Source organism: Pseudomonas sp. Pseu.R1, from assembly GCF_045764065.1.
Lineage (GTDB): Bacteria > Pseudomonadota > Gammaproteobacteria > Pseudomonadales > Pseudomonadaceae > Aquipseudomonas.
Map to the genome: position 1 here is coordinate 4,025,534 of NZ_JBJGEE020000001.1, position 19,677 is coordinate 4,045,210.

23 protein-coding genes are annotated in these 19,677 nt (G+C 61.2%); 4 read left to right on the top strand and 19 right to left on the bottom strand.

The window, feature by feature from the left end; translation table 11 throughout:
- Window positions 1-2: 2 nt before the first annotated feature.
- Genes ACI5GA_RS18615 through ACI5GA_RS18695 form a run of 17 tightly spaced genes read right to left on the bottom strand, consistent with a single transcriptional unit; the run spans window position 3 to window position 15,750 of the window.
- Entirely contained in the window at window positions 3-1,199 is a 1,197-nt protein-coding gene (locus tag ACI5GA_RS18615) for a beta-ketoacyl-[acyl-carrier-protein] synthase family protein (RefSeq protein WP_421423740.1), read from the bottom strand.
- Window positions 1,196-1,684, bottom strand: a complete 489-nt coding sequence (locus tag ACI5GA_RS18620) for a hypothetical protein (RefSeq protein ID WP_404636351.1) — start codon at window positions 1,682-1,684, stop codon at window positions 1,196-1,198. Before ACI5GA_RS18620 ends, ACI5GA_RS18615 begins: the two co-directional genes overlap by 4 nt.
- Window positions 1,681-2,427, bottom strand: a complete 747-nt coding sequence (locus ACI5GA_RS18625) for a class I SAM-dependent methyltransferase (protein ID WP_421423743.1) — start codon at window positions 2,425-2,427, stop codon at window positions 1,681-1,683. The genes ACI5GA_RS18620 and ACI5GA_RS18625 overlap by 4 nt, the downstream gene beginning before the upstream one ends.
- A complete protein-coding gene (locus ACI5GA_RS18630) occupies window positions 2,424-3,671 on the bottom strand; it encodes an NAD(P)/FAD-dependent oxidoreductase (protein ID WP_421423745.1) in 1,248 nt (415 codons plus the stop codon). Before ACI5GA_RS18630 ends, ACI5GA_RS18625 begins: the two co-directional genes overlap by 4 nt.
- On the bottom strand, window positions 3,658-4,833 hold the full coding sequence (locus ACI5GA_RS18635; protein WP_421423746.1) for a sodium:proton antiporter: 1,176 nt from the start codon (window positions 4,831-4,833) through the stop codon (window positions 3,658-3,660). Before ACI5GA_RS18635 ends, ACI5GA_RS18630 begins: the two co-directional genes overlap by 14 nt.
- Entirely contained in the window at window positions 4,830-7,187 is a 2,358-nt protein-coding gene (locus ACI5GA_RS18640; protein WP_421423748.1) for an MMPL family transporter, read from the bottom strand. The genes ACI5GA_RS18635 and ACI5GA_RS18640 overlap by 4 nt, the downstream gene beginning before the upstream one ends.
- Window positions 7,159-7,860: an outer membrane lipoprotein carrier protein LolA gene (locus tag ACI5GA_RS18645; protein ID WP_421423750.1), complete on the bottom strand. Its 702-nt coding sequence runs from the start codon at window positions 7,858-7,860 to the stop codon at window positions 7,159-7,161. Before ACI5GA_RS18645 ends, ACI5GA_RS18640 begins: the two co-directional genes overlap by 29 nt.
- Window positions 7,854-8,282 (bottom strand): acyl-CoA thioesterase, encoded by a 429-nt coding sequence (locus ACI5GA_RS18650; protein ID WP_404636357.1) that lies wholly within the window; start codon window positions 8,280-8,282, stop codon window positions 7,854-7,856. The genes ACI5GA_RS18645 and ACI5GA_RS18650 overlap by 7 nt, the downstream gene beginning before the upstream one ends.
- Window positions 8,275-9,819: an HAL/PAL/TAL family ammonia-lyase gene (locus tag ACI5GA_RS18655; protein WP_404636358.1), complete on the bottom strand. Its 1,545-nt coding sequence runs from the start codon at window positions 9,817-9,819 to the stop codon at window positions 8,275-8,277. The genes ACI5GA_RS18650 and ACI5GA_RS18655 overlap by 8 nt, the downstream gene beginning before the upstream one ends.
- A complete protein-coding gene (locus tag ACI5GA_RS18660; protein WP_421425494.1) occupies window positions 9,800-10,681 on the bottom strand; it encodes a glycosyl transferase in 882 nt (293 codons plus the stop codon). Before ACI5GA_RS18660 ends, ACI5GA_RS18655 begins: the two co-directional genes overlap by 20 nt.
- 59 nt (window positions 10,682-10,740) lie before the next feature.
- Complete coding sequence (locus tag ACI5GA_RS18665) at window positions 10,741-11,475, bottom strand: glycosyltransferase family 2 protein (RefSeq protein WP_404636359.1); 735 nt, start codon at window positions 11,473-11,475, stop codon at window positions 10,741-10,743.
- A 41-nt stretch (window positions 11,476-11,516) separates the two neighbouring features.
- Entirely contained in the window at window positions 11,517-13,196 is a 1,680-nt protein-coding gene (locus ACI5GA_RS18670) for an AMP-binding protein (protein WP_421423753.1), read from the bottom strand.
- On the bottom strand, window positions 13,193-13,738 hold the full coding sequence (locus tag ACI5GA_RS18675; protein WP_404636361.1) for a hypothetical protein: 546 nt from the start codon (window positions 13,736-13,738) through the stop codon (window positions 13,193-13,195). Before ACI5GA_RS18675 ends, ACI5GA_RS18670 begins: the two co-directional genes overlap by 4 nt.
- A complete protein-coding gene (locus ACI5GA_RS18680) occupies window positions 13,735-13,989 on the bottom strand; it encodes an acyl carrier protein (protein WP_404636362.1) in 255 nt (84 codons plus the stop codon). Before ACI5GA_RS18680 ends, ACI5GA_RS18675 begins: the two co-directional genes overlap by 4 nt.
- A 9-nt stretch (window positions 13,990-13,998) precedes the next feature.
- On the bottom strand, window positions 13,999-14,259 hold the full coding sequence (locus ACI5GA_RS18685) for a phosphopantetheine-binding protein (RefSeq protein WP_404636363.1): 261 nt from the start codon (window positions 14,257-14,259) through the stop codon (window positions 13,999-14,001).
- Entirely contained in the window at window positions 14,234-15,046 is an 813-nt protein-coding gene (locus ACI5GA_RS18690; protein WP_404636364.1) for a lysophospholipid acyltransferase family protein, read from the bottom strand. Before ACI5GA_RS18690 ends, ACI5GA_RS18685 begins: the two co-directional genes overlap by 26 nt.
- A complete protein-coding gene (locus tag ACI5GA_RS18695; RefSeq protein WP_404636365.1) occupies window positions 15,022-15,750 on the bottom strand; it encodes a beta-ketoacyl synthase chain length factor in 729 nt (242 codons plus the stop codon). Before ACI5GA_RS18695 ends, ACI5GA_RS18690 begins: the two co-directional genes overlap by 25 nt.
- A 285-nt stretch (window positions 15,751-16,035) precedes the next feature.
- On the opposite strand from ACI5GA_RS18695, the gene ACI5GA_RS18700 reads away from it, so the two are divergent.
- The gene (locus ACI5GA_RS18700; protein ID WP_421423757.1) at window positions 16,036-16,815 is read left to right on the top strand and encodes a ParA family protein; all 780 of its coding nucleotides are present in this window, start codon (window positions 16,036-16,038) and stop codon (window positions 16,813-16,815) included.
- 80 nt (window positions 16,816-16,895) lie between these two features.
- On the opposite strand, the gene ACI5GA_RS18705 is transcribed toward ACI5GA_RS18700, so the two are convergent.
- Entirely contained in the window at window positions 16,896-17,261 is a 366-nt protein-coding gene (locus tag ACI5GA_RS18705; protein ID WP_421423759.1) for a PAAR domain-containing protein, read from the bottom strand.
- A 277-nt stretch (window positions 17,262-17,538) separates the two neighbouring features.
- Window positions 17,539-17,973 carry a thioredoxin TrxC gene (trxC, locus tag ACI5GA_RS18710; protein WP_404636368.1) on the bottom strand — a complete coding sequence of 145 codons (435 nt, stop codon included), beginning with the start codon at window positions 17,971-17,973 and terminating at the stop codon, window positions 17,539-17,541.
- 164 nt (window positions 17,974-18,137) lie between these two features.
- Here trxC and ACI5GA_RS18715 point away from each other — a divergent pair, with 164 nt between their 5' ends.
- The 3 genes from ACI5GA_RS18715 (at window position 18,138) to ACI5GA_RS18725 (ending at window position 19,627) form a co-directional block, all read left to right on the top strand.
- Complete coding sequence (locus tag ACI5GA_RS18715) at window positions 18,138-18,833, top strand: aspartate/glutamate racemase family protein (RefSeq protein WP_421423761.1); 696 nt, start codon at window positions 18,138-18,140, stop codon at window positions 18,831-18,833.
- A 141-nt stretch (window positions 18,834-18,974) separates the two neighbouring features.
- Entirely contained in the window at window positions 18,975-19,265 is a 291-nt protein-coding gene (locus ACI5GA_RS18720; RefSeq protein WP_421423763.1) for an AbrB/MazE/SpoVT family DNA-binding domain-containing protein, read from the top strand.
- Window positions 19,265-19,627: a type II toxin-antitoxin system PemK/MazF family toxin gene (locus ACI5GA_RS18725; RefSeq protein ID WP_404636371.1), complete on the top strand. Its 363-nt coding sequence runs from the start codon at window positions 19,265-19,267 to the stop codon at window positions 19,625-19,627. The genes ACI5GA_RS18720 and ACI5GA_RS18725 overlap by 1 nt, the downstream gene beginning before the upstream one ends.
- Window positions 19,628-19,677: the final 50 nt, after the last annotated feature.

Below are 19,677 nucleotides of genomic sequence, written 5' to 3' on the forward strand. Positions count from 1 at the left end.
GGTCATTCGCCGTCTCCGATGATCAGGCTGACGTTGTTGCCGCCGAACGCAAAGGAATTGCTCATCAGGCGACGAGGTCGGGTGTCTGGCAGCGCATCGCCCGGTTGTACCCAGTTCAGCGCAGGCAGGCTTGTATCGGCCTGTTTGTCCCAGACGTGAGGCGGCAGTTGGCGGGCGCTGTTTTCAGGCGCCAGTGCCAACCAACAGAACGCCGCTTCCAACGCGCCCGCAGCGCCCAGTGTGTGGCCGCTCATGGGTTTGGTCGACGAGCACGGCACGCCTTCGGGGAAAATGGCGTGCACGGCCAGGGACTCCATCGCATCGTTGTGCTGGGTGGCGGTGCCGTGCAAGTTCAGATAATCAATGTCGCGAGGGTGCAAGCGCGCATTGTCCAGCGCGTTTTGCATGGCTCGCTGCGCACCTTTGCCGGTCGGCTCCGGGGCGGAAATGTGGTGGGCGTCGGAGCTGGCACCTGCACCCAGCAGCGCGATCCGGTGATCGCCACTGGCCTGGCGGGTCATCAGAAACAGCACAGCCGCTTCGCCAATGTTGATGCCGTTGCGGTTGACCGAGAACGGGTTGCATCGCTGGTCCGACACGGCTTCCAGCGATGAAAAACCGTTGAGGGTCAGTTCGCACAGGCTGTCCACGCCACCACAGAGCACGGCATCGCACAGGTTCATGTCGAGCAGGCGACGGGCGCTGAGCATGGCCCGAGCGCTGGACGTGCAGGCTGTGGAAATCACGTAGCTCGGTCCGCTCAGATCGAGCCATGACGCCAGGAAGTTCGCCGGTGCGCTGAGTTCCTGCTGGTGGTAGTCGTAGTCGCCTGGGAACGCCTCATCGCGCAGATAAGCCGCGATTCCGCGACTGGCTTCATCGATACCCGACGTGCTGGTGCCCAGAATCACGCCAACGCGATCCCGGCCGTATTGATCGATAGCCTGCTGAATATCCGATTCGATCTGCAACGCGGCGGCGAGCAGCAACTGGTTGTTGCGGCTGGACTGTTGGGCAACCACTGCCGGAATCTCCGGCAGTTGGCTTTTCACGGCACCGACCGGCAACGACCGCTCCGGCACCCAGCCGCTTTCGGTGCGCATGCACGAGGTGTCGCCTGCGAACAGTGTTCGCGCAACGCTGGCGCGGTCATCGCCCAGCGAGCAGATCAGCCCCAGTGCATTGAGGTAAGCGGTCATTTCGAAGCCTTGCCTTCCAGCGGACTGACGACGTATTGCAACTCACCGCCCTCCAACGTGATGCGGAAGATGCCTTCGGAGGCGTAGTCAACGCGCCAGCGATCTTCCAACGTACGGGCATGAGGCAAGAGCACAACACCGGGGTAATCGAAACGCGCTTCCTCGTTGGAGGTCAGGGCGAACAGCACGGCGGCGAACAGCTCGCGGGCTTCGGGGTTGGGCGGCAGCAGGCCGTCTGCGGTCCAGGTTTCTTCATACAGTTGCTGGCGCGCGAGGGGAATGCCCAGCGGGTCCATCAACGACCAGCGCAGGCCGTGGCGTTCTTTCTGCACCACCAGCAGCCAGTCCTGACGCTGGCCTGCCTGCTCGCGCTGAACGTGGAGTTGCTTGGGAAACTTGATGTGCGGAATCTGCGCAGGCAGCGGCGCGTGGCTCGTGCAGGCACTCAACAGCACGGCACAGAGCAGCAAAAGGGCGCGAATCATGGTGTGTCACCTTCGTTTTTTGCCTGTAGCGGTTTGCGTACGACGGCGTTGACCAGCGTCTCTTCGCGTTCGCCAAAGGGCTTGGGTTTGACCAGTTTTAAACGTTCCAGCAGGCCGAAATCCTTGGCGCGGCTCCACCACAGGTAGGGGTAGGAGACGTTGTGCGCGGTGAATTGAAAACCCTCCTCGCGCAGCATGTCCAGGTATTGCGCTGCACTCTTCTGCACGTGCATCGGATGGCGGAAGAACCAGCAAATCACCCACGTGTCGATGTAGGCCTCGGTGGATTCGGCAAACAGCAAATAGCCGCCCGGCTTGAGCACGCGGTAGAACTCGGCGAGGGCCTTTTCCTGCTCGACCAGATGATGGAACGTCTGGTGACAGAACACCATGTCGACGCTGGCGTCCGGCAGTTTCAGCGAGGCGCAGTCGCTGCCGATCAGCTCGGCATTCAGGCGACGGCGGGCGGCCTCTTCAGCGCTGAGTTTCAGGCTGAGCGGATCGGCGTCGACCCCCAGAATCTTCGACGGGTTGAACACCGTGTGCAGGTACTGGAACGACTTGCCCTGTCCGCAACCGGCATCGAGGATCACCGGGTTTTGGGGCGGGTGCTCGTCGAACAGGCTGCGCAGGTCGTTGATTGCCACGCGCAGTACGTGATGTTGCCAAGTGTGGCTGCGCAGGAACGCAAAACCGATACGGGTCTCTTCGACGTAGGTGCTGGAATAAAACTGCTCACTCATTGGTCAGCACTCGCGCAGATTTCAGCCAGCATGCGCAGGCGACGTTTGGGTTCGGCGACGAACGGGTTGCGTTCATCCCACGCGTATCCAGCGAGGATCGAGCAGATCATGCGGCGAATGTCGTCGGTGCTGTTGGGATAAAAAATGACGTCCTGAAAGCTGCCTTCGTACCAGCCCTCGACGTAAGCGCGGAAGGTATCGACGCCTTTCTTCAGGGGGGCGGCAAACTCGGTTTCCCAGTCGACCGTTTCACCCTGTAACTGGCGATGCAAGACACCTGCGGCCATGCTTGCCGAACGCATGGCGATGGTCACGCCCGAGGAAAACACCGGGTCGAGGAATTCAGCCGCATTGCCCAACAGCGCGAAGCCTTTGCCGTACAAGGTTTTGACGTTGGCCGCATAGCCGCCGATGGTCCGCGCCGGTGTGTCCCAGACCGCGTATTGCAACACGCGGCTCAGGCTCGGTGTTTCGTCGATAAAGGCGCGCAGGCAGGCATCCAGGTCTGCGGGTTTGTCCTCGAAGCGTTCGGCCGAAGCGACTACGCCCACCGAACAACGGCCGTTGCTGAAGGGGATCGACCAGAACCACACGTCACGCATCGTGGGATGCACGGTGACCAGAATCTTCTCGCGATCAAAGCCTTGATCATCAATACGGTCTTCAACGTGGGTGAACACGGCCTGACGCAGCGGGAAGTCCGACGGGGCTTCAAGGTCCAGCAAACGCGGCAGGACGCGACCATAGCCGCTGGCATCGAGCACAAAACCGGCCGTTATGCGATAGCGACTGCCGTCTTCACACTGCACGTCGAGCACCGGCTTTTCAGCGGCAAAGTCAGCGGCAATCAGGGTTTGCTCATAGCGGATTTCCACGCCTTGACGCTCGGCCTCATCTGCCAACAATTTGTCGAAATCGGCGCGTTGTACCTGAAAGGTCGTTGGCTTGCCGTTGCTGAAGGTCTGCCCGAAATCGAACGCGCTGTACTGCTCGCCGCAGGCGAAGGCCGCGCCGTTCTTCAACTGAAAACCCGCCGCTTTCACCGCGTCGAGCATGCCCGCTTCTTCGACAAAATCCAGGCAATGCGACAGCAGGCTTTCGCCAATGGAGAAGCGCGGAAATTGCTGACGCTCGATGATCAGCACGTCGTGACCCTGACGCTTGAGCAAGGCAGCGGCGATGGCGCCGGACGGACCGGCACCGATCACGACAATTTGGCGGGATTCCATTTCAGCTATTGGCACAGGATTTCCTTCTCGGCTGTTTGACGGCTTGCGCGTCGTGCAAAGGGAATGGGCGGTTCATGCCCAGGAGGGCTGGCAACAGCGTGGCGATCAGGCTCATGAACATCAGCGCGAAATACAGAGCCGGGCTGATCAGCCCCTGTTGCAACAGCAGGTTGAGAAAAACGATTTCGCTCAGGCCGCGAATATTCAGCAGCACGGCCTCTTTCCAGCGCACGGCCCCAGAGAAGGAGGGCGTGGCCCAGCGCACGCCGAGCCAGTTGCCGAGCAGTTTGCTGACGATGGGCAGGGCGATCAGCATGGCCAGATTCAGCCAGCCCAGATCGCCCATGGCGCTGTGGACGTTGATCTGAACGATGCCGAAGGTGAGGATCAGCGGGATCGCCAGAGTGTGCTGCAATGCCCTGAACCACGAGGTCTTCAGCGGCAGTGCGAAGGGTTGTTTGAGGGCATTCATGCACAACAGGTAGCCGATGCCGAGGATCAGCGCGTTGATCTTGTAATGCTCGGCGACCATCAGCAGGGCGAAAAACACCAGCCCGTAGAGCCGCGCCTGACGCAGATTGAGCAAGCGCAGCAACAGCGGCGTGCAGGCGCCGAGCAGTGGTAGGGCGAGGCTGCTCAGGTGCAGGCTGCCCTGGGCCAGACCGAACAGGCTCCAACAGGCCAGGTCGATGAGAATCGCGGTCTGTACCATACGGCGTGTGGCTTCGGGCGGATAGCCGATGTGGTGTAAGTACAGATAAAGCACAGGAATGGCGGTGATCGCGAACACCAGTCCCAACGCCAGCGAGCTGAGCCAGCCTTGGATCGGCAGCCACCAGACGGCGCAGGCGACGCCGCAGAGGAACGGCACGCAAAAGCTTGGCAGCGCGACTTTCAGGCTCTGGCGGTCGAGTCGTACGTCGATCACGTCACTGAGAATGTGTCCCAGCACCACGGCGAAACTCAGGCCATACAGGGTTTTAAGCCAGAGAGGCGTGACCAGTTGCGCGCCGCCCAATTGCCAGTGAGGCTCGACCCAGAACAGCATCAACAGCGGCAGGCCGAAGGTCGCCAGCAGCAGCTGGCTGACGATCGGGATCAGGTTCAAATGACGGCCCATGCGGGTCGCCAGCGCGAACAGCGCCAGTACCATAATCCAGAACGCCGCGATCATCATGCCGTCGCTTCCTGCTCCGAACGCGCCCCGGGGGCGTCATGGCGACCCGCCCACGGTGCGAGCATGAAGCTGAAGGCCAGCCCCAGACTGACCGACAAGCCGAAATTGCTTATCGCAGGCGTGCTGGAAATCGCCAGCAGGCCGAACGACAGCCAAGTCGTCGCGGCTGCCAACAGCGTGCCCAGCAGGCTGACGGCAGCGCCGCCGATCTGCTCGCGCATGAGAATCGCGTAGTCAACACTGATCGCGGTTACCAGCAACAGGCCGAACAGGCTGAACAGCGTCAGTGGCTGGCCGAGCCAGCCCAGGCTTGCCAGGCTGCACAGCGCCGCCAGCAATGGCAGCGCGACCACCCGCAACGCGCCACGCAGGCCAAAGGGCAGAATCAGCAGGGCCACGATCAGGGCGCAGGACAACAGCTTCAATTCGGCGGCACTGACTTGGGTGGCGGCGAACACGTTGTTCAAGTCACCCAGCCGGTCCACCAGTTGTACGCCGGGCAGGTCTTGCGCCTGAACACGCAGCAGCGCGGCGTCGTTGAGGCCTTGCAGGCTGACGATTCCGGCCACGCCGTCCTGATGACTGCCCATCCACAGCAAGCGCCAAGGCTCACCAAGCGGACCGGCGAGAACGCTGTCGATGTCTTGATCGGGCAGGGAGCGTAGGGTGGTCAGTTCCTTGGTCAACGCTTCCAGCGGCACGCCGAGGTCCAGCAGCGGTTGCCAATGCTGTGGCAGGGCATCGAGGGCTTTGCGCGTGGCGTCCTGCCGGGCAGGCGTGGCGACCAGTTGATTCAGCGCGAGATAGCCTTGCAGCTTGTTCAACATCACCAGTTGATCGAGACGCTCACTGAGTGCGATCTGACGCTCCAGCAATTGCTGCTGATCCGCGCCACGCACCAGAAAGAACTGGCTAGTGGGTTGATAACCGGTGATGCGTGCAACGGCTCGGGCCTCGTCGGTGAGGCTCGGCGGTGCGGCGATCCACTGGCGGATATCGTTCTTGGTGGTCAGGTGCCAGAGGCCTCCTGCGCAGAAGATCAGCAGCAGGCCCAGCAATACCGGCGTGCCGATACGGGCGAGCAGCCGGGTACGCAAATCGACCAGCCTCTGCGCGGCCTTGAGTGGCCAGTGCGCTGGGCGTAGTTCTACGCCCTTGAGCAGCGCAGGCAGCAGGCACACGGCGCACAGGTAGGCACCAATCAGGCCCGCTGCCGAGAACGCGGCGATCTGGGTCAGCGCCGGGAACGGCGTCCAGGCCAGCGCCAGATAGCCGATGCAACTGGTGGCCAGGCTCAGGCTCAGCCCTGAAAGTGTGAGGCGTAAAGCGGGCCAACTGCGCCAGGGTTTCAAGCTCCAGCCTTTGGAGAGGTAGTGCAACGGATAATCCACGGCCACGCCGATCAGGCTCGACCCCAACACCAGCGTCATGACGTGCATCTTGCCGAACAGCGCAATGCAGGCGGTGGCGCCGAACAGCATGCCCACCAATACAGGAATGAACGCCAGCAACACCCGCCAGCGCTTGAAGGCCAGTAAGAGCAGCAACAGAATGCCCACCGTTGCGCCACCGCCAACCCACGTTATTTCCTGCGTGGCCTGTTGCTGGCCGTGGGCGGCGTAGAGCAAACCACTGGCAGCGAGCAGTTGGGCGTCGCTGCTCGATGCTTGAATCCGGGCCTTGTCGAGCAATGCCGAGACCTTCAACGGCAGGCTCATGTCGAACGCATCAGCATGGGTACGTGCTCGCAGCAGCACCCAGCGCTTGCCGTCGGCGTTGGCGATCAGCGCGCCGCTCCCGATGTCCAGTTGTACCGATCCTCGGTTGGGCTGGCTGTTCTGGATGCGACCGGTCAGGCCCAGCCAGTCGTCCTGGCTCGGCACCAGACTGAACCCGGTGAAGGGGTCGAACAGGCTTTGCACGCGCTTTTGGATGAAGGCATCCGGGTGCTCGATCAGCTCGTTACGGTCGCCGGCCGAAAGCATCGCCAGACGGCCTTGCAGCAATTGTTGGCGCAGGGCCGGGAGGTCGGCTTGCAGGTTCCACTGCACCTTTTCAAACAGTCCGCTGGCTTGCCATTCATCGCCGATGCGATGGGCCAGATCGATGGCCTGCTGTTTGTCCGCATGCCCGACCAGCACCAGCATCTCGCGGTTCAGCGGTTCCTGAATGCGTTGCTCGGCGCGCAGTTCCAGCGCATCGGGACTGCTGCCGGGCACCAGCTCCATCAAGTTCGCTGACAGCGGCGCGCCCGCATGCCATTGCCATCCCGCCAGTGCGAGTACCGCCAGCAGAATGATCAGGAACAGGCGTGGCATCAGCTTCTCAATGGGCAAAATCAGCGCGCTCCGCATCGCTCAGCGGCTGGGCGCTGGTGCTGTCGATCATCTTCAGGAGTGTGCTGTCGCCCTGGGTTTCCAGCAGCTCTATGCGCTGCACCAGGGCGCCGCCGTCGATGTTGATCTGCTTGAAAATCTGTTGCAGCAGCATCGAGCGCGGCACCAGTGTCAGGTGCCAGTCTTGCGCGTCACCCGTGACGTGCAGCTCGAAGTCCCGCTGTAAGCCGCTGCTGTCACCTTGCAGCACCGCGAGGAACAACCGGTTCTGCTCGGCGCCTGCGGTCTTGCCGGGGATCATCTGCCAACTGCCGTCGGCGTCTCGGCGGGCGATACCGGCGGTGTTGATGCGGTAATCCTGCTTGAGGGGCGTGTTCAGCAGCCACAGCAGACCGTAGTCCTTGGCCAACACGAAATTGCCTTTGCTGGTCAACGGCTGTGGCAGCGAGCGCAGGTGTTTCTCCTGTACGAAACCGCCGTGGATCACGCTGGGTTTGGCCAGTTGCTCGCTGAGCTGTTGCAGGTCGAAGGCGTGGGCGTTGAAGCTCAAGAACAGAAGTGCGAACACTCCCCCTGTAGGAGCGCGCTTGCCCGCGATGGCGGCATACCAATCGCTGATGCGTCGGCTGACACTACGCGTCGTCGGATTGCCGCCCAGACCAAGCGCGCTCCTAAAAAAGGCCGTCAGCATTGCAGCGTCCTCTCAACCGCATCGACAAACACCTTGGGCGAGGCCAATTGCATCTCGCGATCCTCGATCCGCACCGCCACTTGCACCGTACTGGCGCGAGTCAGCCGTTCGCCGGTGGCGATGTCGGTGATCAGGTAGTCGATCTTCAGACGGTTTTCCCATTCCACGAGGCTGGCGCGCACGTTGATGCGCTGGCCGAACACCGCGCCGCGTACGTAACGCAATTGCAGGTCGATCACCGGCCATGCGTAACCCGATTCGAGCATGTGCGTGTAGTTGTGACCGAGTTTGTCGAGCAGCGCGCAACGGGCCACTTCCAGGTATTTCACGTAATGCCCATGCCAGACGACGTGCATGGTGTCGACGTCGAAAAATGGCACCAACAGTTCGGTGTCTTCGTGGATCACGCCTTTGTTACGCATGCAGCCTCCAGTGTTGCGCGGCGATGCGTTGCAGGCACAGGCGCAGCTCGCCTTCCAGCGCTCGGTCTTCGATGACGGGAGGAAAGTCTTCGCGTAGTTGTTCGTGCATGGCAGCGAGTACGGGCGGCAGGGGGCGCGCATCGGCATCGCGGCTGCGCAGCCAGACGCCCTGGTTGGCAGCGATCAACGTGGCGGCGGCAACCTGTTCGGTCAGCTCCAGCACACGAATCGCATCCCGCGCGGCGATGGTGCCCATGCTCACCTTGTCTTGGTTGTGGCACTCGGTGGAGCGCGAGAACACGCTGGCCGGCAGGGTGTTTTTCAGGGCTTCGGCGGTCCAGGCGCTGGCGCCGATCTGCACGGCCTTGAAGCCGTGGTTGATCATCGCGCGGTCTGCTGGCGAGCCGGACAGATTGCTCGGCAGGCCATGGTTGTAGCGCTCATCCACCAGCAGGGCCAGTTGGCGATCCAGCAGGTCGGCGACGTTGGCCACAAGGTTTTTCAGGCTGTCCATGGCGAAGGCGATATGGCCGCCGTAGAAATGCCCGCCGTGCAGCACGCGCTCGGCTTCAGCGTCGATGATCGGGTTGTCGTTGGCGCTGTTCAGCTCGATTTCGATGAAGCCGCGCAGCCAGTTCAGGCTGTCGGCCAACACACCCAGCACATGGGGCGCGCAACGCAGCGAATAACGGTCCTGCAAGCGATGCAACGGCGCGGTCGGCGCGTCGATGGCCAGATCCTTGCGCAGCCAGGCTGCGACCTGGGTTTGACCCGGATGCGGTTTGGCAGCGAACAGACGCTCGTCGAAATGCTCCGGGTTGCCCTGCAAAGCCACCACGTTCAGCGCGGTGATGCGGGTGGCGAGTTTGAGCAGGTAATCGGCGCGGGCATAGGCCAGGCATGCCAGGCCGGTCATCACGGCGGTGCCGTTCATCAACGCCAGCGCTTCTTTCGGACGCAGCACCAGCGGGTCCCAGCCCAGTTGGCGATGCACATCAGCGGACTGACGACGCTCGCCCTTGAACATCACTTCGCGCTCGCCGGATAGGGTCGCAGCGACGTAGGACAGTGGCGTCAGGTCGCCACTGGCCCCCACCGAACCCTCTTCCGGGATCAACGGCAGGATGTCGTGTTCAAGGAAGGCTTGCAGACGTTCCAGCAACTCGACGCGCACGCCCGAAACCCCGTGGCACAACGAGCGCAGGCGCGCCGCCAAGACTGCACGAGTGGCCTGCGCATCGAGAATCTTGCCCAGCCCGCAGCCATGGAAGGTGTACAGGTGGCGAGGCAGGGCTTCGACGTGCTGCAACGGCACGGCCACCACGCAGGAGTCGCCGTAGCCAGTGGTCACGCCGTAGATGACGCCTTCCTTGTCCAGCAGCGAATCGAGGAATTGCGCGCCTTTGGCGATGCGCTGGCGGTACTCGTTGTCGCCTTGCAGCGCGGTAGGGCGCTGGCGGTTGGAGAGGGCCAGGACTTCCTCGATGCTCAGAGGGCGTTCGCCGAAGATGATCGGTTCAGGAGCTGGGTTCGTCATCGGATTTCCAGAACGGGTAGAAGTTGAACCACTGCTGCGGCGCTTGCAGGCAGTAGTGCGCCAGACGGTCGGCGTAACGTTGAGTGGATTGCGCGATCACCTTTTGGCGATCACTGCGGCGCCATTCGATGGCCTCCGCGAAAGGTTCAAGCACCACGCGATAACCGCTCTGGCCCTTGAGGCAGAAAATCAGGTTGATCGGGCATTTCAGCAGGCCTGCCAGTAGCCAGGGACCTTGGGGAAAGGCCGCCGAGTGGCCGAGAAAGTCGACCCTGACGCTGCGCCCGCCGTGCAACGGAATGCGGTCACCGGCAATCGCCAGCCACTCACCGCGATCCAGACGCTGGCTCAGTTGCAGCATGATCGCCGGGTCCAGCTCGCTGACCTGAATCAGCCGCAGGTTGGTAGCGCCTGCCTCCCCTAATAGACGGTTAAAACGCTCGGCGTGTTTAGTGTGAACCAGCACGTTCATCGTGACCCTCTCACCCAGCTCGGCCAGCGCACGGCAGACTTCAAGGTTGCCCAGGTGCGCGCCGACCAGCATCTGGCCTCGCTCACCGCGCAATTGGTCTCGCAGGTGGGCGTGGTCCACGATCTCGATCTGATCAATCTTCAGCTTGCCGTTCCACACGTCGAGCTTGTCGAGCAGGGCATCGGCGAAGGCCATGAATTGCTGGAACACGCGCCAGATCGTCGGACGCAGTTCGGGGCGTTGGCTCCAGTCGGCCAGACGCTGCTGGTATTCGGTCGCGCTATGACGGGCGCCACGGCCGAACAGGAAAAAATACAGCACGATGCAATGCAGAATCGGGCTCAACACGCGGCGGCCCAAGACTTTCACGCCCCAAGCCGTGAGCTTCATCAGCAGGAAACTGCCGCGCTCTTCGTGCTCAGCCCAGTGTTGCTTGTCCTCGGCCTCGTTCACGGCAGCCACCGACGCCAAAGGATCAGAGGAAAGCGCGCCAGCATGCCGAAGAACAGCTTGGTGTGCATTTTCGAAATCAGCGCGTTGTCGTGAAACAGGCGGAAGTGTGACAGGCCGTCCTGCGGGTAATGCACTTTGGTCGGCAGCCAGCGCATGGGCTGATTGCGCCATGACAGGCGCACCAGAATTTCCGGGTCGAAGTCCATGCGCTTGCCCAGATTCACGGTGTCGATCAGGTGCAGCACCGGCTTGAGCGGGTAGACGCGAAAGCCGCACATCGAATCGGGAATCTGCAACGACAGGCTGTTGATCCAGACCCAGACGTGGGTCAGGTAACGCGCATACAAACGGCCCTTCGGCACGCTGGCGTCGTATTGCGGGTAGCCGCAAATCAGCGATTTCGGGTGTTCGCGGGATTGGTCGAGGAACACCTGAATGTCGTTCAGATCGTGCTGACCATCGGCGTCGACTTGCAAGGCGTGGCTGAAACCCAGTGTCGAGGCCTCGCGAAGGCCGGCCATGACCGCGCCGCCTTTGCCTTGATTGACCGGTAACTGCACCAGAAACACGTTGTCCTGCTCGGCCAGTGACTTGAGCACCGCAGCGCACGCCGGGCTGCTGGCGTCATCCACCAGCACGCACGGCAGACCTGCGTCGAGCAGTTCCCGAACCACGGCGGGCACGGCCAGTTCGTGGTTGTAGACCGGGATGACGGCGCAGGGGTTATGCATGGTCACAGATGTCCTTGTCGTATGTGAGTCCGTAGGAGTTTTCAAACATCCGCTGTACCCCACAAAATTCGGCCGCTGGAGCAGGCCGCGTCGCCGTTGCGATAAGCGAAGTGCAGCTTGCTGCGTTCCTGGTCGAAGCGCAGGGTCAGGGTGATGTGGTCACCAGGGCGCACCAGTTGCTGGAATTTCAGCACTTCCATCCCGGCGAACCGAAGCGGCAAGTCCATCAAGCGCTGGCCGAGAGCAATCGCCCAATCAATTTGCACCACGCCCGGCAGAATCGGCGTGCCAGGGAAGTGCCCGCTGAAGTGCGCCAAGTCCAGCGGCACGATCAGCTCCAGCGTCAGTTCGTCACCAGAGGTTTGTTGATTCAGGATTTCCGGTTCCTGAACTCTCGGCGCCACCAGTAGCGCTTCGACCTGCGCCTGAGGCAACTTGCCTTGGGTGTTCAACGGCAACTGGCTCAACAAGCGCCAGCGACGGGGCAGGGCGAGGGCTTCGCAATGGGGCACCAGGTGTTGGCGCAAAGCACTGGTCAGTGAGCGACGGCCCTGATTGCGCAAGGCATGCACGCCGCTGTCGCTGAGCACGACCAACGCGCCCAATGACGCACGATTCTCGCGAACCACACCCACCCGTGCTTCGCTGACCCATTCGTGGGTCGCCAGCGCCAGCTCCAGCAAAGGCAAGGAGATGCGTTTCTCTTCCAGTTTGACGATGCGATCCAGACGACCCAGCAGTTCGAAGCGGCCATCCTCGGTGAAACGCGCGGCATCGGCGGTCTGCTCGACATGGCCCGCAGGCAGATACGGCGACTCGATGCGCAGCGCGCCGTCTTCGTCCTGGCTCAGCTTCACATCATCGAAAGCGCGCCACAGTGGGTCGCCCTGACGCCAGGCAATGCCGCCGGTTTCCGAACTGCCGAGAATTTCGGTCGGCCATTGATCGAGGCGTTGGTGAAGGCTTTCTGCCGCTTCAGCGGGCAGCGCGCCGCCCGAGGAAAACACCCGGCGTACGGCGCTCAGGCTTGCCCAGTCGAGGTTGTCGCCCATGCGCTTGAGCAGCGCAGGACTCGCGACCCAAGCGAAAGCGTCATGTTCGCGACTGGCGCGCTGGAGGTCTTCGGGGAAGGGCAGTTGTTTTCGCACGAAGCTACGACCCGCACACAGCGGCCATAGCACCCGGAACAACAGGCCATAAATATGCTGCGCGGCAACGCTGCCGATGATGCAGGCATGACCCAGATCCGCACCCCACAAGCGTTCCAGTGCTGTGACTTCATTGGCCAGTTGGCGCAGCTTTTTCTCGATCAGTTTGGGTTCGCCGCTGGAGCCAGAGGTGCACAGGCTCAAGGTGCAGGCGTCCAGATCAAGGCGAGCCGGTGCCAGTGGCGCGGCGTTCAAGGCGTCGAGTGGCGTGTCGTCCGGCGCATCGCTCAGCCACAGATCAACCTGTGGTGCCCAGCGTTGGCGGGTTTGTGCTTGCAGGTCGGACGGCAGCAGCACGCTGACCTCGGCACGCCACGCCGCGAACAGTGCAACGGCCAGATCGGCAGCGTCCTCAAGGTGAATCGCAATCTGCTTCACGCCCTGCTGCTGCAAGGCGCCGGCCACTGACAACGCACGGTTTTGCAGGTGCGCCAGGGTCAAGGCCGGTGCGTGGGTGACGACGCGCTCGGCGTGTGGGGCAAGCAACAGGTGCTCAAGGTTGATCCAGCTCATGCACGGCCTCGCACACGCTGGCGGACGATCCACTCACCGGCGAACAGAATACCCATCAGGCCGTAGGCGATCAGACCGGTGTACAGCGTCCACCAGCTCAATGGCGCCCAGAGCGTCAGCGCAGCAGCGACGATGCCGTTGAACAGGAAGAACAGGCACCAGATTTTCGTCACCTGGCGCGTGTAGCGAATCGCGACCTCTGGCAGTTCTGGGTCGGTCAGGCGTGCCAGTCGCTCGACCATCGGCATGCCGCGCATCAGGCTCAATCCGAACAGCGTCAGCATGAATCCGCTGATCAGCACCGGATACCAGCGCAACAATTGCGGGCTGTCGCATACGCCCAGCAGCAGGCAGAAGCCCATCGCGACCAGCGCCATGCTCAGTGTTCCCGGGCGTCGTTCGACGGTCAGCGCACGGGCCGCCCACAACACGCCGAGCAACAACGCGAACTGCCAGGGCGAAAAATGCTCCATGCCGAAGTACACGGCGAACGGATACAGCACGCCCGCCAGCACCAGAATCAGGCCGATCAGGCGACTCATGCGGCAGCGTTTACCAAGCGGTAAACCGCGTCGACGACATCGCCCACGGTGCGCACGGACTTGAATTCTTCAGCAGCGATTTTCTTGCCGGTCTTGCGTTTGATGTGGTCGATCAGGTCGACGGCATCGATGCTGTCGATTTCCAGGTCTTGATACAGGTTGGCTTCGAGGGTGACGCGCTCGGGTTCGAGTTCGAATAGCTCGACCAATGCAGTGCGCAGGGTTTCGAAGATCTCTTCACGGGATTGCATGTTCAGTCCTCAGGCCACCAGGCGGGCGTTGACGAAGGCCGCAAGGCTGTCGACGCTGGTGAAGTGGGTGCGTGTGTCTTTGGCGTCGGCATCGATCTTGATGCCGTAGCGTTTCTGAATGGCCAGGCCCAGTTCCAGGGCGTCGACCGAGTCCAGGCCCAAGCCTTCGCCGAACAGCGTCTGGTCGTTGCCGATGTCATGGGTGCTGATGTCTTCGAGGCCCAGGGCATCGATGATCAGCTGTTTAATTTCCAGATGCAGATCGCTCATCGGTGGCGAGTTCCTTGATGAAATGGTGATGCAGATGATCATTGAGCTTGCGCGACGCCACAGGAGCCGAGCCGAGCGCGGCAAATGCCGCCGGGTCGATATCGTGGCCCACGCGCAAATGAAAGTGCGGTCGGCGCTGGGGAATGCGGTACCACGGCTCGGCCTTGGTCAGCGTGGTCGGCGAGACATGAATCGTTACCGGCGTGATGGCGGTGGCACCGCGCAGGGCGATCGCTGCCGCGCCTCGATGGAAAACCGGCGGCTTGCCCGGTTCGGTGCGAGTGCCTTCCGGGAAAATGATCAATGTCTGACCGGTTTGCAGCAGACCGGCTGCGTTTTCCAGCATTTCGGCACTGCCGTCGTTGCTCACATAACCCGTCGCACGCACCGGGCCACGGGTGAAGGGGTTCTGCCACAGGCTTTGCTTCACTACGCAGTTGGCGTCACGGACCAGACCAATCAAAAACACCACATCAATCAGTGAGGGGTGATTGGCGATGATCATTTGCCCCGGACGACCCAGGCGCTCTGCGCCTTCGACCTGATAAGTCAACACCCCGGCCTTGGCCATGAAACGGATGAAGGCCCAGAACAAACGGCTGATGGTGCGGCGGGCGCGACGCTGGTGACTGAAGGCGTCGCCTGGTAGCAGGGCCAGCAGCGGGAAAATGAACAGGCGCAGGCACAACCCGCCCAGCCCGAACAGGGCGAAGCTCAAGGCAGTGGTCAGCAGGCGCCAGTGATAGGCGTTGCGACTTTTGCTCAGCGGTTGTGTTGCCAGTTCCATAGCCGATTCTTCCAGGGATGCAGCAGGGCGCTCTGTTGTGTCGACAGGGCGCGCAAAAGATTGAGCGCGTGTGGCCACTCGCCACGAAGGGGGACGCTTTCCTTAGACCCGCCACCGCTCAATGCCAGTTGCCATTCGTCGCCCTGGGTGAGCAACAGGCCCACGGCGTAGGGAAACGGCACGTCGTCGATCCAGGGGGCGTAGGCACGCGGCGGGTTTTCTTCGGCGATGATCAGCAGAACGGCAGATGCGCCCTCTGCCAGCAAAGAGGCTGCCTCCATCACGCCGTGTTCGAGGCCGTCACCTGCGGCAGCCAGCGCTGTCATTTCACTGGTTTCACCGCGCAGGATCGACCACAGGCCGATCACCGCGTTATGCACCGACAGACTGAACTGCGTGGGTGACAAAGGTTGGTCAGCGGCCAGATCGCTGAGAATGTCGAAGGTGCGAGGCGTTTCACCATGGCGTGAGACGAACACCAGAGGCAGGTGCTCGTGCCCCTCTGCCAGTGGCCAGCCTACGCTGAACGCCATTCGGGCCAGGCGGCTGAGTCGTCGGCGCTGCATGGCGGGCAGGAACGAGACATCGGGGGCGTCATCCTGATTGTCCGGAACGGTCGGATGCTGGCTCCATTGCTGCCAGTCTTCGGCGGTTGGCAGCCCTGGCGCCCATGCGCGCCACTGTGCGATGTTGAACTTGATCACGATCTATCTTCCCGCCCCTGTGCGGGCTTACCTCTGGCTTCGAGTATCCGAAGTGACACCAACCATGGCGCGGCGCTATCACCGAGTGGCGGGCATTATCCCGATGAGTGCGATTTGTAGCAATTTGTAAGTCGGATATTTCACCCGATTACGTAGGATTCGTCTGATTATTCTGACTCTTCATTCGTAAACGCTCGCCCTTGTCATGCGGTTTGCCTAGACTCGGGACCATTCATCAGGTCGCTTGGCGACTTTCACGGCAAGACAGCAACAGGGAGTGAGCAAATGCGGCGTGTGGTGTTCAATCAGAAAGGCGGCGTTGGCAAATCGAGCATCGCGTGCAATCTGGCGGCCGTCAGTGCCAATGAGGGTTACCGGACCCTCTTGATCGACCTCGACGCTCAGGCCAACTCGACGCAGTACCTAACGGGCCTGACCGGTGACGAGATTCCCATGGGTATTGCCGAGTTCTTCAAGCAATCCCTGTCTTCCGGGCCGTTCGCCAAAAAGAACCAGGTCGACATTTATGAAACGCCGTTCGACAACCTGCACGTCGTGACCGCGACCGGCGAACTGGCGGACTTGCAGCCGAAACTTGAGGCCAAGCACAAGATCAACAAGCTGCGAAAGTTGCTCGACGAGTTGGGTGAGGATTATGAGCGAATCTACCTCGATACCCCGCCTGCGTTGAATTTCTATGCCGTTTCAGCGTTGATCGCGGCAGATCGAGTCTTGATTCCCTTTGACTGCGACAGCTTTTCTCGTCAGGCCCTGTACGGTCTGCTTAAAGAGATCGAAGAGCTGAAAGACGATCACAATGAGGACCTGGAGGTGGAAGGCATTATCGTCAACCAGTTCCAGTCGCGGGCGAGCCTGCCGCAGCAAATCCTCGACGAATTGATTGCCGAGGGGTTGCCCGTCTTGCCGGTGTACCTCAACAGCTCGGTGAAAATGCGCGAGTCCCATCAAGCGAGCCTGCCTCTGATTCATCTCGATGCGCGGCACAAGCTGAGCCAGCAGTTCGTTGAACTGCATCATTTGCTGGAAACCAACGCCGCGCAATAACGAGGTCCGCGCACGCCTTTAGCAGTCCGCCTTGACGGCGGCAGCGATCTTGAAGCGACGACAGCAGGCAAGTCATGCCGCTACGGGGCGCCTTTCAGTGTCGCGGCGATTTTCTTCGCCCGTTTTCGCGCCTTTTTGGCCTGATCTTTGGGAATTTCGATGGTGGCTTGCATGTCAGCCTGCAACTGATGCTGGCTGGCGATCAGGCGGTGTTCGCCCTTGGGGCATCCGCAGCACACGGCCTGACCATCGGTGGCGACGGGCGTCACCTCATCGATGAACGTCGGGTTGCCCTGCGCGATATACCCGACTGTCTCGCAAACCTTGCACCACACCGGATCGCCCATGCGCGCCAGACGGCGATCCTCGCAGACGTAGCTCCCGGATGTGGCTAACACCCTGCCACCGGTACTGGTTTTGTCGCCTTCTCGGATAACTGCCGTCATCGCTCGTTGCCTCGGGATAGCTGTGAGAGTGATTAACGTTAGGCCTCGGCTTTCGGGTTTGAGGGACGAAAATGCAACTTCAGACAGGGCCTACTGCACATCCAGAACACGCCCACAGGGGCGGTGGCGATCATCACTTTATGACTCGGCACGCATCTTTGTGGGAACCGGCTTACTGGCGAATGCTTTGGTCCTGAACATGGATGTCGACTGGCCCAGCGCTATCGCCACCAAGGCGGCTCCCACAATTTAGCGTCGAAGGAGCGAGTACGGTGGGTCAGATCCCTTGGCTGGCCAGCCAAGCTGTTAGCTGTGGCAACGGCATGGCACCGCTCTGGCGCGCCACTTCGCGGCCATTCTTGAACAGGATCAGGCTAGGAATCGACCGGATACCCAACTGAGCAGACAACTGCTGATTGGCCTCGCTGTCCAGCTTCGCCAAACGCACACGCCCGCTCAGTTGAGCGGCCGCCTGTTCGAACGTCGGCGCGAAGGATTTGCACGGCCCGCACCAATCCGCCCACACATCCACCAACAGCGGCAGGTCGCCCTTGATCTGGCTGGCGTAATCACCTTGGTTGAGGTTGAACGGCTTGCTCAGCAGCACCGGATGCTTGCAGCGCCCGCACTTGGGCTGGTCAGCCAGGCGGTCGGCGGGAATGCGGTTCAGGCCGTTGCAGTGGGGGCAGGGGATATGAAGCGGTTCGGACATGAGGGTCACCTGAAAGAAGGCCAATAGCCGATAAATGGAGCCGACAAACAGGTTTATCAAGCGATTGATCAAAGACTGTACCGCCCGCTTGTCGCGCTTCTGTCACTGGCCTGTCCTGGCCTTTGCGCCTAGCCTGCGCAGACGACTGTCAGCCGGAGAACAACATGCAAACCCTCGGTGTATTGGGCGGAATGAGCTGGGAATCCACAGCCACGTATTACAAATGGCTCAACGAAGGCGTGCGCAACCAAATGGGCGGCCTGCATTCGGCGCCGCTGTTGCTGCACTCCGTGGACTTCGCGGGCATCGCCGCCCTTCAGAAATCCGGACAGTGGGATCTGGCAGGCGAACAACTGGCCGATGCCGCCCGTGGCCTTGAGCGCGCTGGCGCCGGAGCCATTCTGCTGGCGACCAACACCATGCACAAAGTCGCGGCGGCCATCGAGTCCGCCGTCGACATCCCTCTACTGCACATCGGCGATGCGGTAGGGCAAGCACTTCAAGCGAGAGGCGTCAGCCGCGCCGCATTGCTTGGTACCCGCTTCACCATGCAGGAAGACTTCTACAAACGTCGCCTGGCCGAGCGTTTCGACATTGACGTTCTTCTGCCGACCGCCGATGCCATGAGCGAAATCGACCGCGTGATCTTTGCCGAGCTTTGCCTGGGCCAATTCCATGAACCGGCGCGAGCGTTCTACCTCGGTGTGCTTGAGCAGTTGCGTGATCAAGGTGCACAGGCCGCGATTCTGGGTTGTACGGAAATCGGGCTGCTGCTGGAAGGCGTGGAAAGCCCGCTGCCGCTGGTGGACAGCACCGAAGAGCATGTGGCGATGGGGTTGGGGTGGCTGTTGGGTAGCTGATCGGCGAATTCCCACAGAGCTGGCTGTATCTTCGGATTGGATAGGCGAGGCAAGCTGAATAGGCTGCGTGTGTCTTGTCGCAGCTCGTAAACGGTTGAACGCGGTGCTACTTTTGTAGCACTGATAGACAAGGTATCCACCATGGCCGACAAGAGAAAAACGATGACAATGAACTCGACCATCCGCCGTCAGGGCGGCGCGGCGGTGATGACGATCCCCCCTGCTTTTTTGAAGTTGCTGGATCTGCACATTGGATCTGAGGTCGAGTTGAGCGTTGAGGCGGGGGAGTTGGTCGCCAAGCCTGTACCGCCGCTCATCCGCAAGCGCTATTCGGTAACCGAGCTGTTAAAAGGGGCTGAATTCGTTGCTGAATTGAACAACGAAACAGCTTGGGCTCGAGAAGGCGACTCTGTCGGGCGGGAGATCAACTGATGGTTCGTCGCAAGGCCCCCTGCCAGGGCGATGTGTATTGGGTAGACCCCAATCCAGTGGCGGGGAGGGAGATGAAAGATCGGCATCGATTCGTAGTCATCACTGCTCAGCAAATCAACGCGCTAGGTATTTGCATGACTGTCCCGGTGACCAGTGGCGGTGATTTCGCGCGGCAATCCGGGCTCTGTGTGGTCATTTCAGGACACGAGACCAGCGGTGTTGCGGTGTGTAATCAAGTGCGTAGCTTTGACCTTGAGCAGCGTGTTCGCACTGGATCTGCGAGGTTTGTCGAGACGTTGGACAAGGTTACTGTCAATGAAATCGTCTCCAGGGTGCTAAGCGTTATTGATTTAACGGACTAGCTGTTAACAAACGGAATGTGTTTCTCATCACGTTGTGCAACGCGGCTTGA

Bases quoted from the DNA above. Each gene is read 5' to 3' on its own strand.
- ACI5GA_RS18615 (WP_421423740.1), bottom strand. From the start codon at position 1,199: ATGACCGCTTACCTCAATGCACTGGGGCTGATCTGCTCGCTGGGCGAT.
- ACI5GA_RS18620 (WP_404636351.1), bottom strand. From the start codon at position 1,684: ATGATTCGCGCCCTTTTGCTGCTCTGTGCCGTGCTGTTGAGTGCCTGC.
- ACI5GA_RS18625 (WP_421423743.1), bottom strand. From the start codon at position 2,427: ATGAGTGAGCAGTTTTATTCCAGCACCTACGTCGAAGAGACCCGTATC.
- ACI5GA_RS18635 (WP_421423746.1), bottom strand. From the start codon at position 4,833: ATGATGATCGCGGCGTTCTGGATTATGGTACTGGCGCTGTTCGCGCTG.
- ACI5GA_RS18640 (WP_421423748.1), bottom strand. From the start codon at position 7,187: ATGCGGAGCGCGCTGATTTTGCCCATTGAGAAGCTGATGCCACGCCTG.
- ACI5GA_RS18645 (WP_421423750.1), bottom strand. From the start codon at position 7,860: ATGCTGACGGCCTTTTTTAGGAGCGCGCTTGGTCTGGGCGGCAATCCG.
- ACI5GA_RS18650 (WP_404636357.1), bottom strand. From the start codon at position 8,282: ATGCGTAACAAAGGCGTGATCCACGAAGACACCGAACTGTTGGTGCCA.
- ACI5GA_RS18655 (WP_404636358.1), bottom strand. From the start codon at position 9,819: ATGACGAACCCAGCTCCTGAACCGATCATCTTCGGCGAACGCCCTCTG.
- ACI5GA_RS18660 (WP_421425494.1), bottom strand. From the start codon at position 10,681: ATGAAGCTCACGGCTTGGGGCGTGAAAGTCTTGGGCCGCCGCGTGTTG.
- ACI5GA_RS18665 (WP_404636359.1), bottom strand. From the start codon at position 11,475: ATGCATAACCCCTGCGCCGTCATCCCGGTCTACAACCACGAACTGGCC.
- ACI5GA_RS18670 (WP_421423753.1), bottom strand. From the start codon at position 13,196: ATGAGCTGGATCAACCTTGAGCACCTGTTGCTTGCCCCACACGCCGAG.
- ACI5GA_RS18675 (WP_404636361.1), bottom strand. From the start codon at position 13,738: ATGAGTCGCCTGATCGGCCTGATTCTGGTGCTGGCGGGCGTGCTGTAT.
- ACI5GA_RS18680 (WP_404636362.1), bottom strand. From the start codon at position 13,989: ATGCAATCCCGTGAAGAGATCTTCGAAACCCTGCGCACTGCATTGGTC.
- ACI5GA_RS18685 (WP_404636363.1), bottom strand. From the start codon at position 14,259: ATGAGCGATCTGCATCTGGAAATTAAACAGCTGATCATCGATGCCCTG.
- ACI5GA_RS18690 (WP_404636364.1), bottom strand. From the start codon at position 15,046: ATGGAACTGGCAACACAACCGCTGAGCAAAAGTCGCAACGCCTATCAC.
- ACI5GA_RS18700 (WP_421423757.1), top strand. From the start codon at position 16,036: ATGCGGCGTGTGGTGTTCAATCAGAAAGGCGGCGTTGGCAAATCGAGC.
- ACI5GA_RS18705 (WP_421423759.1), bottom strand. From the start codon at position 17,261: ATGACGGCAGTTATCCGAGAAGGCGACAAAACCAGTACCGGTGGCAGG.
- trxC (WP_404636368.1), bottom strand. From the start codon at position 17,973: ATGTCCGAACCGCTTCATATCCCCTGCCCCCACTGCAACGGCCTGAAC.
- ACI5GA_RS18715 (WP_421423761.1), top strand. From the start codon at position 18,138: ATGCAAACCCTCGGTGTATTGGGCGGAATGAGCTGGGAATCCACAGCC.
- ACI5GA_RS18720 (WP_421423763.1), top strand. From the start codon at position 18,975: ATGGCCGACAAGAGAAAAACGATGACAATGAACTCGACCATCCGCCGT.
- ACI5GA_RS18725 (WP_404636371.1), top strand. From the start codon at position 19,265: ATGGTTCGTCGCAAGGCCCCCTGCCAGGGCGATGTGTATTGGGTAGAC.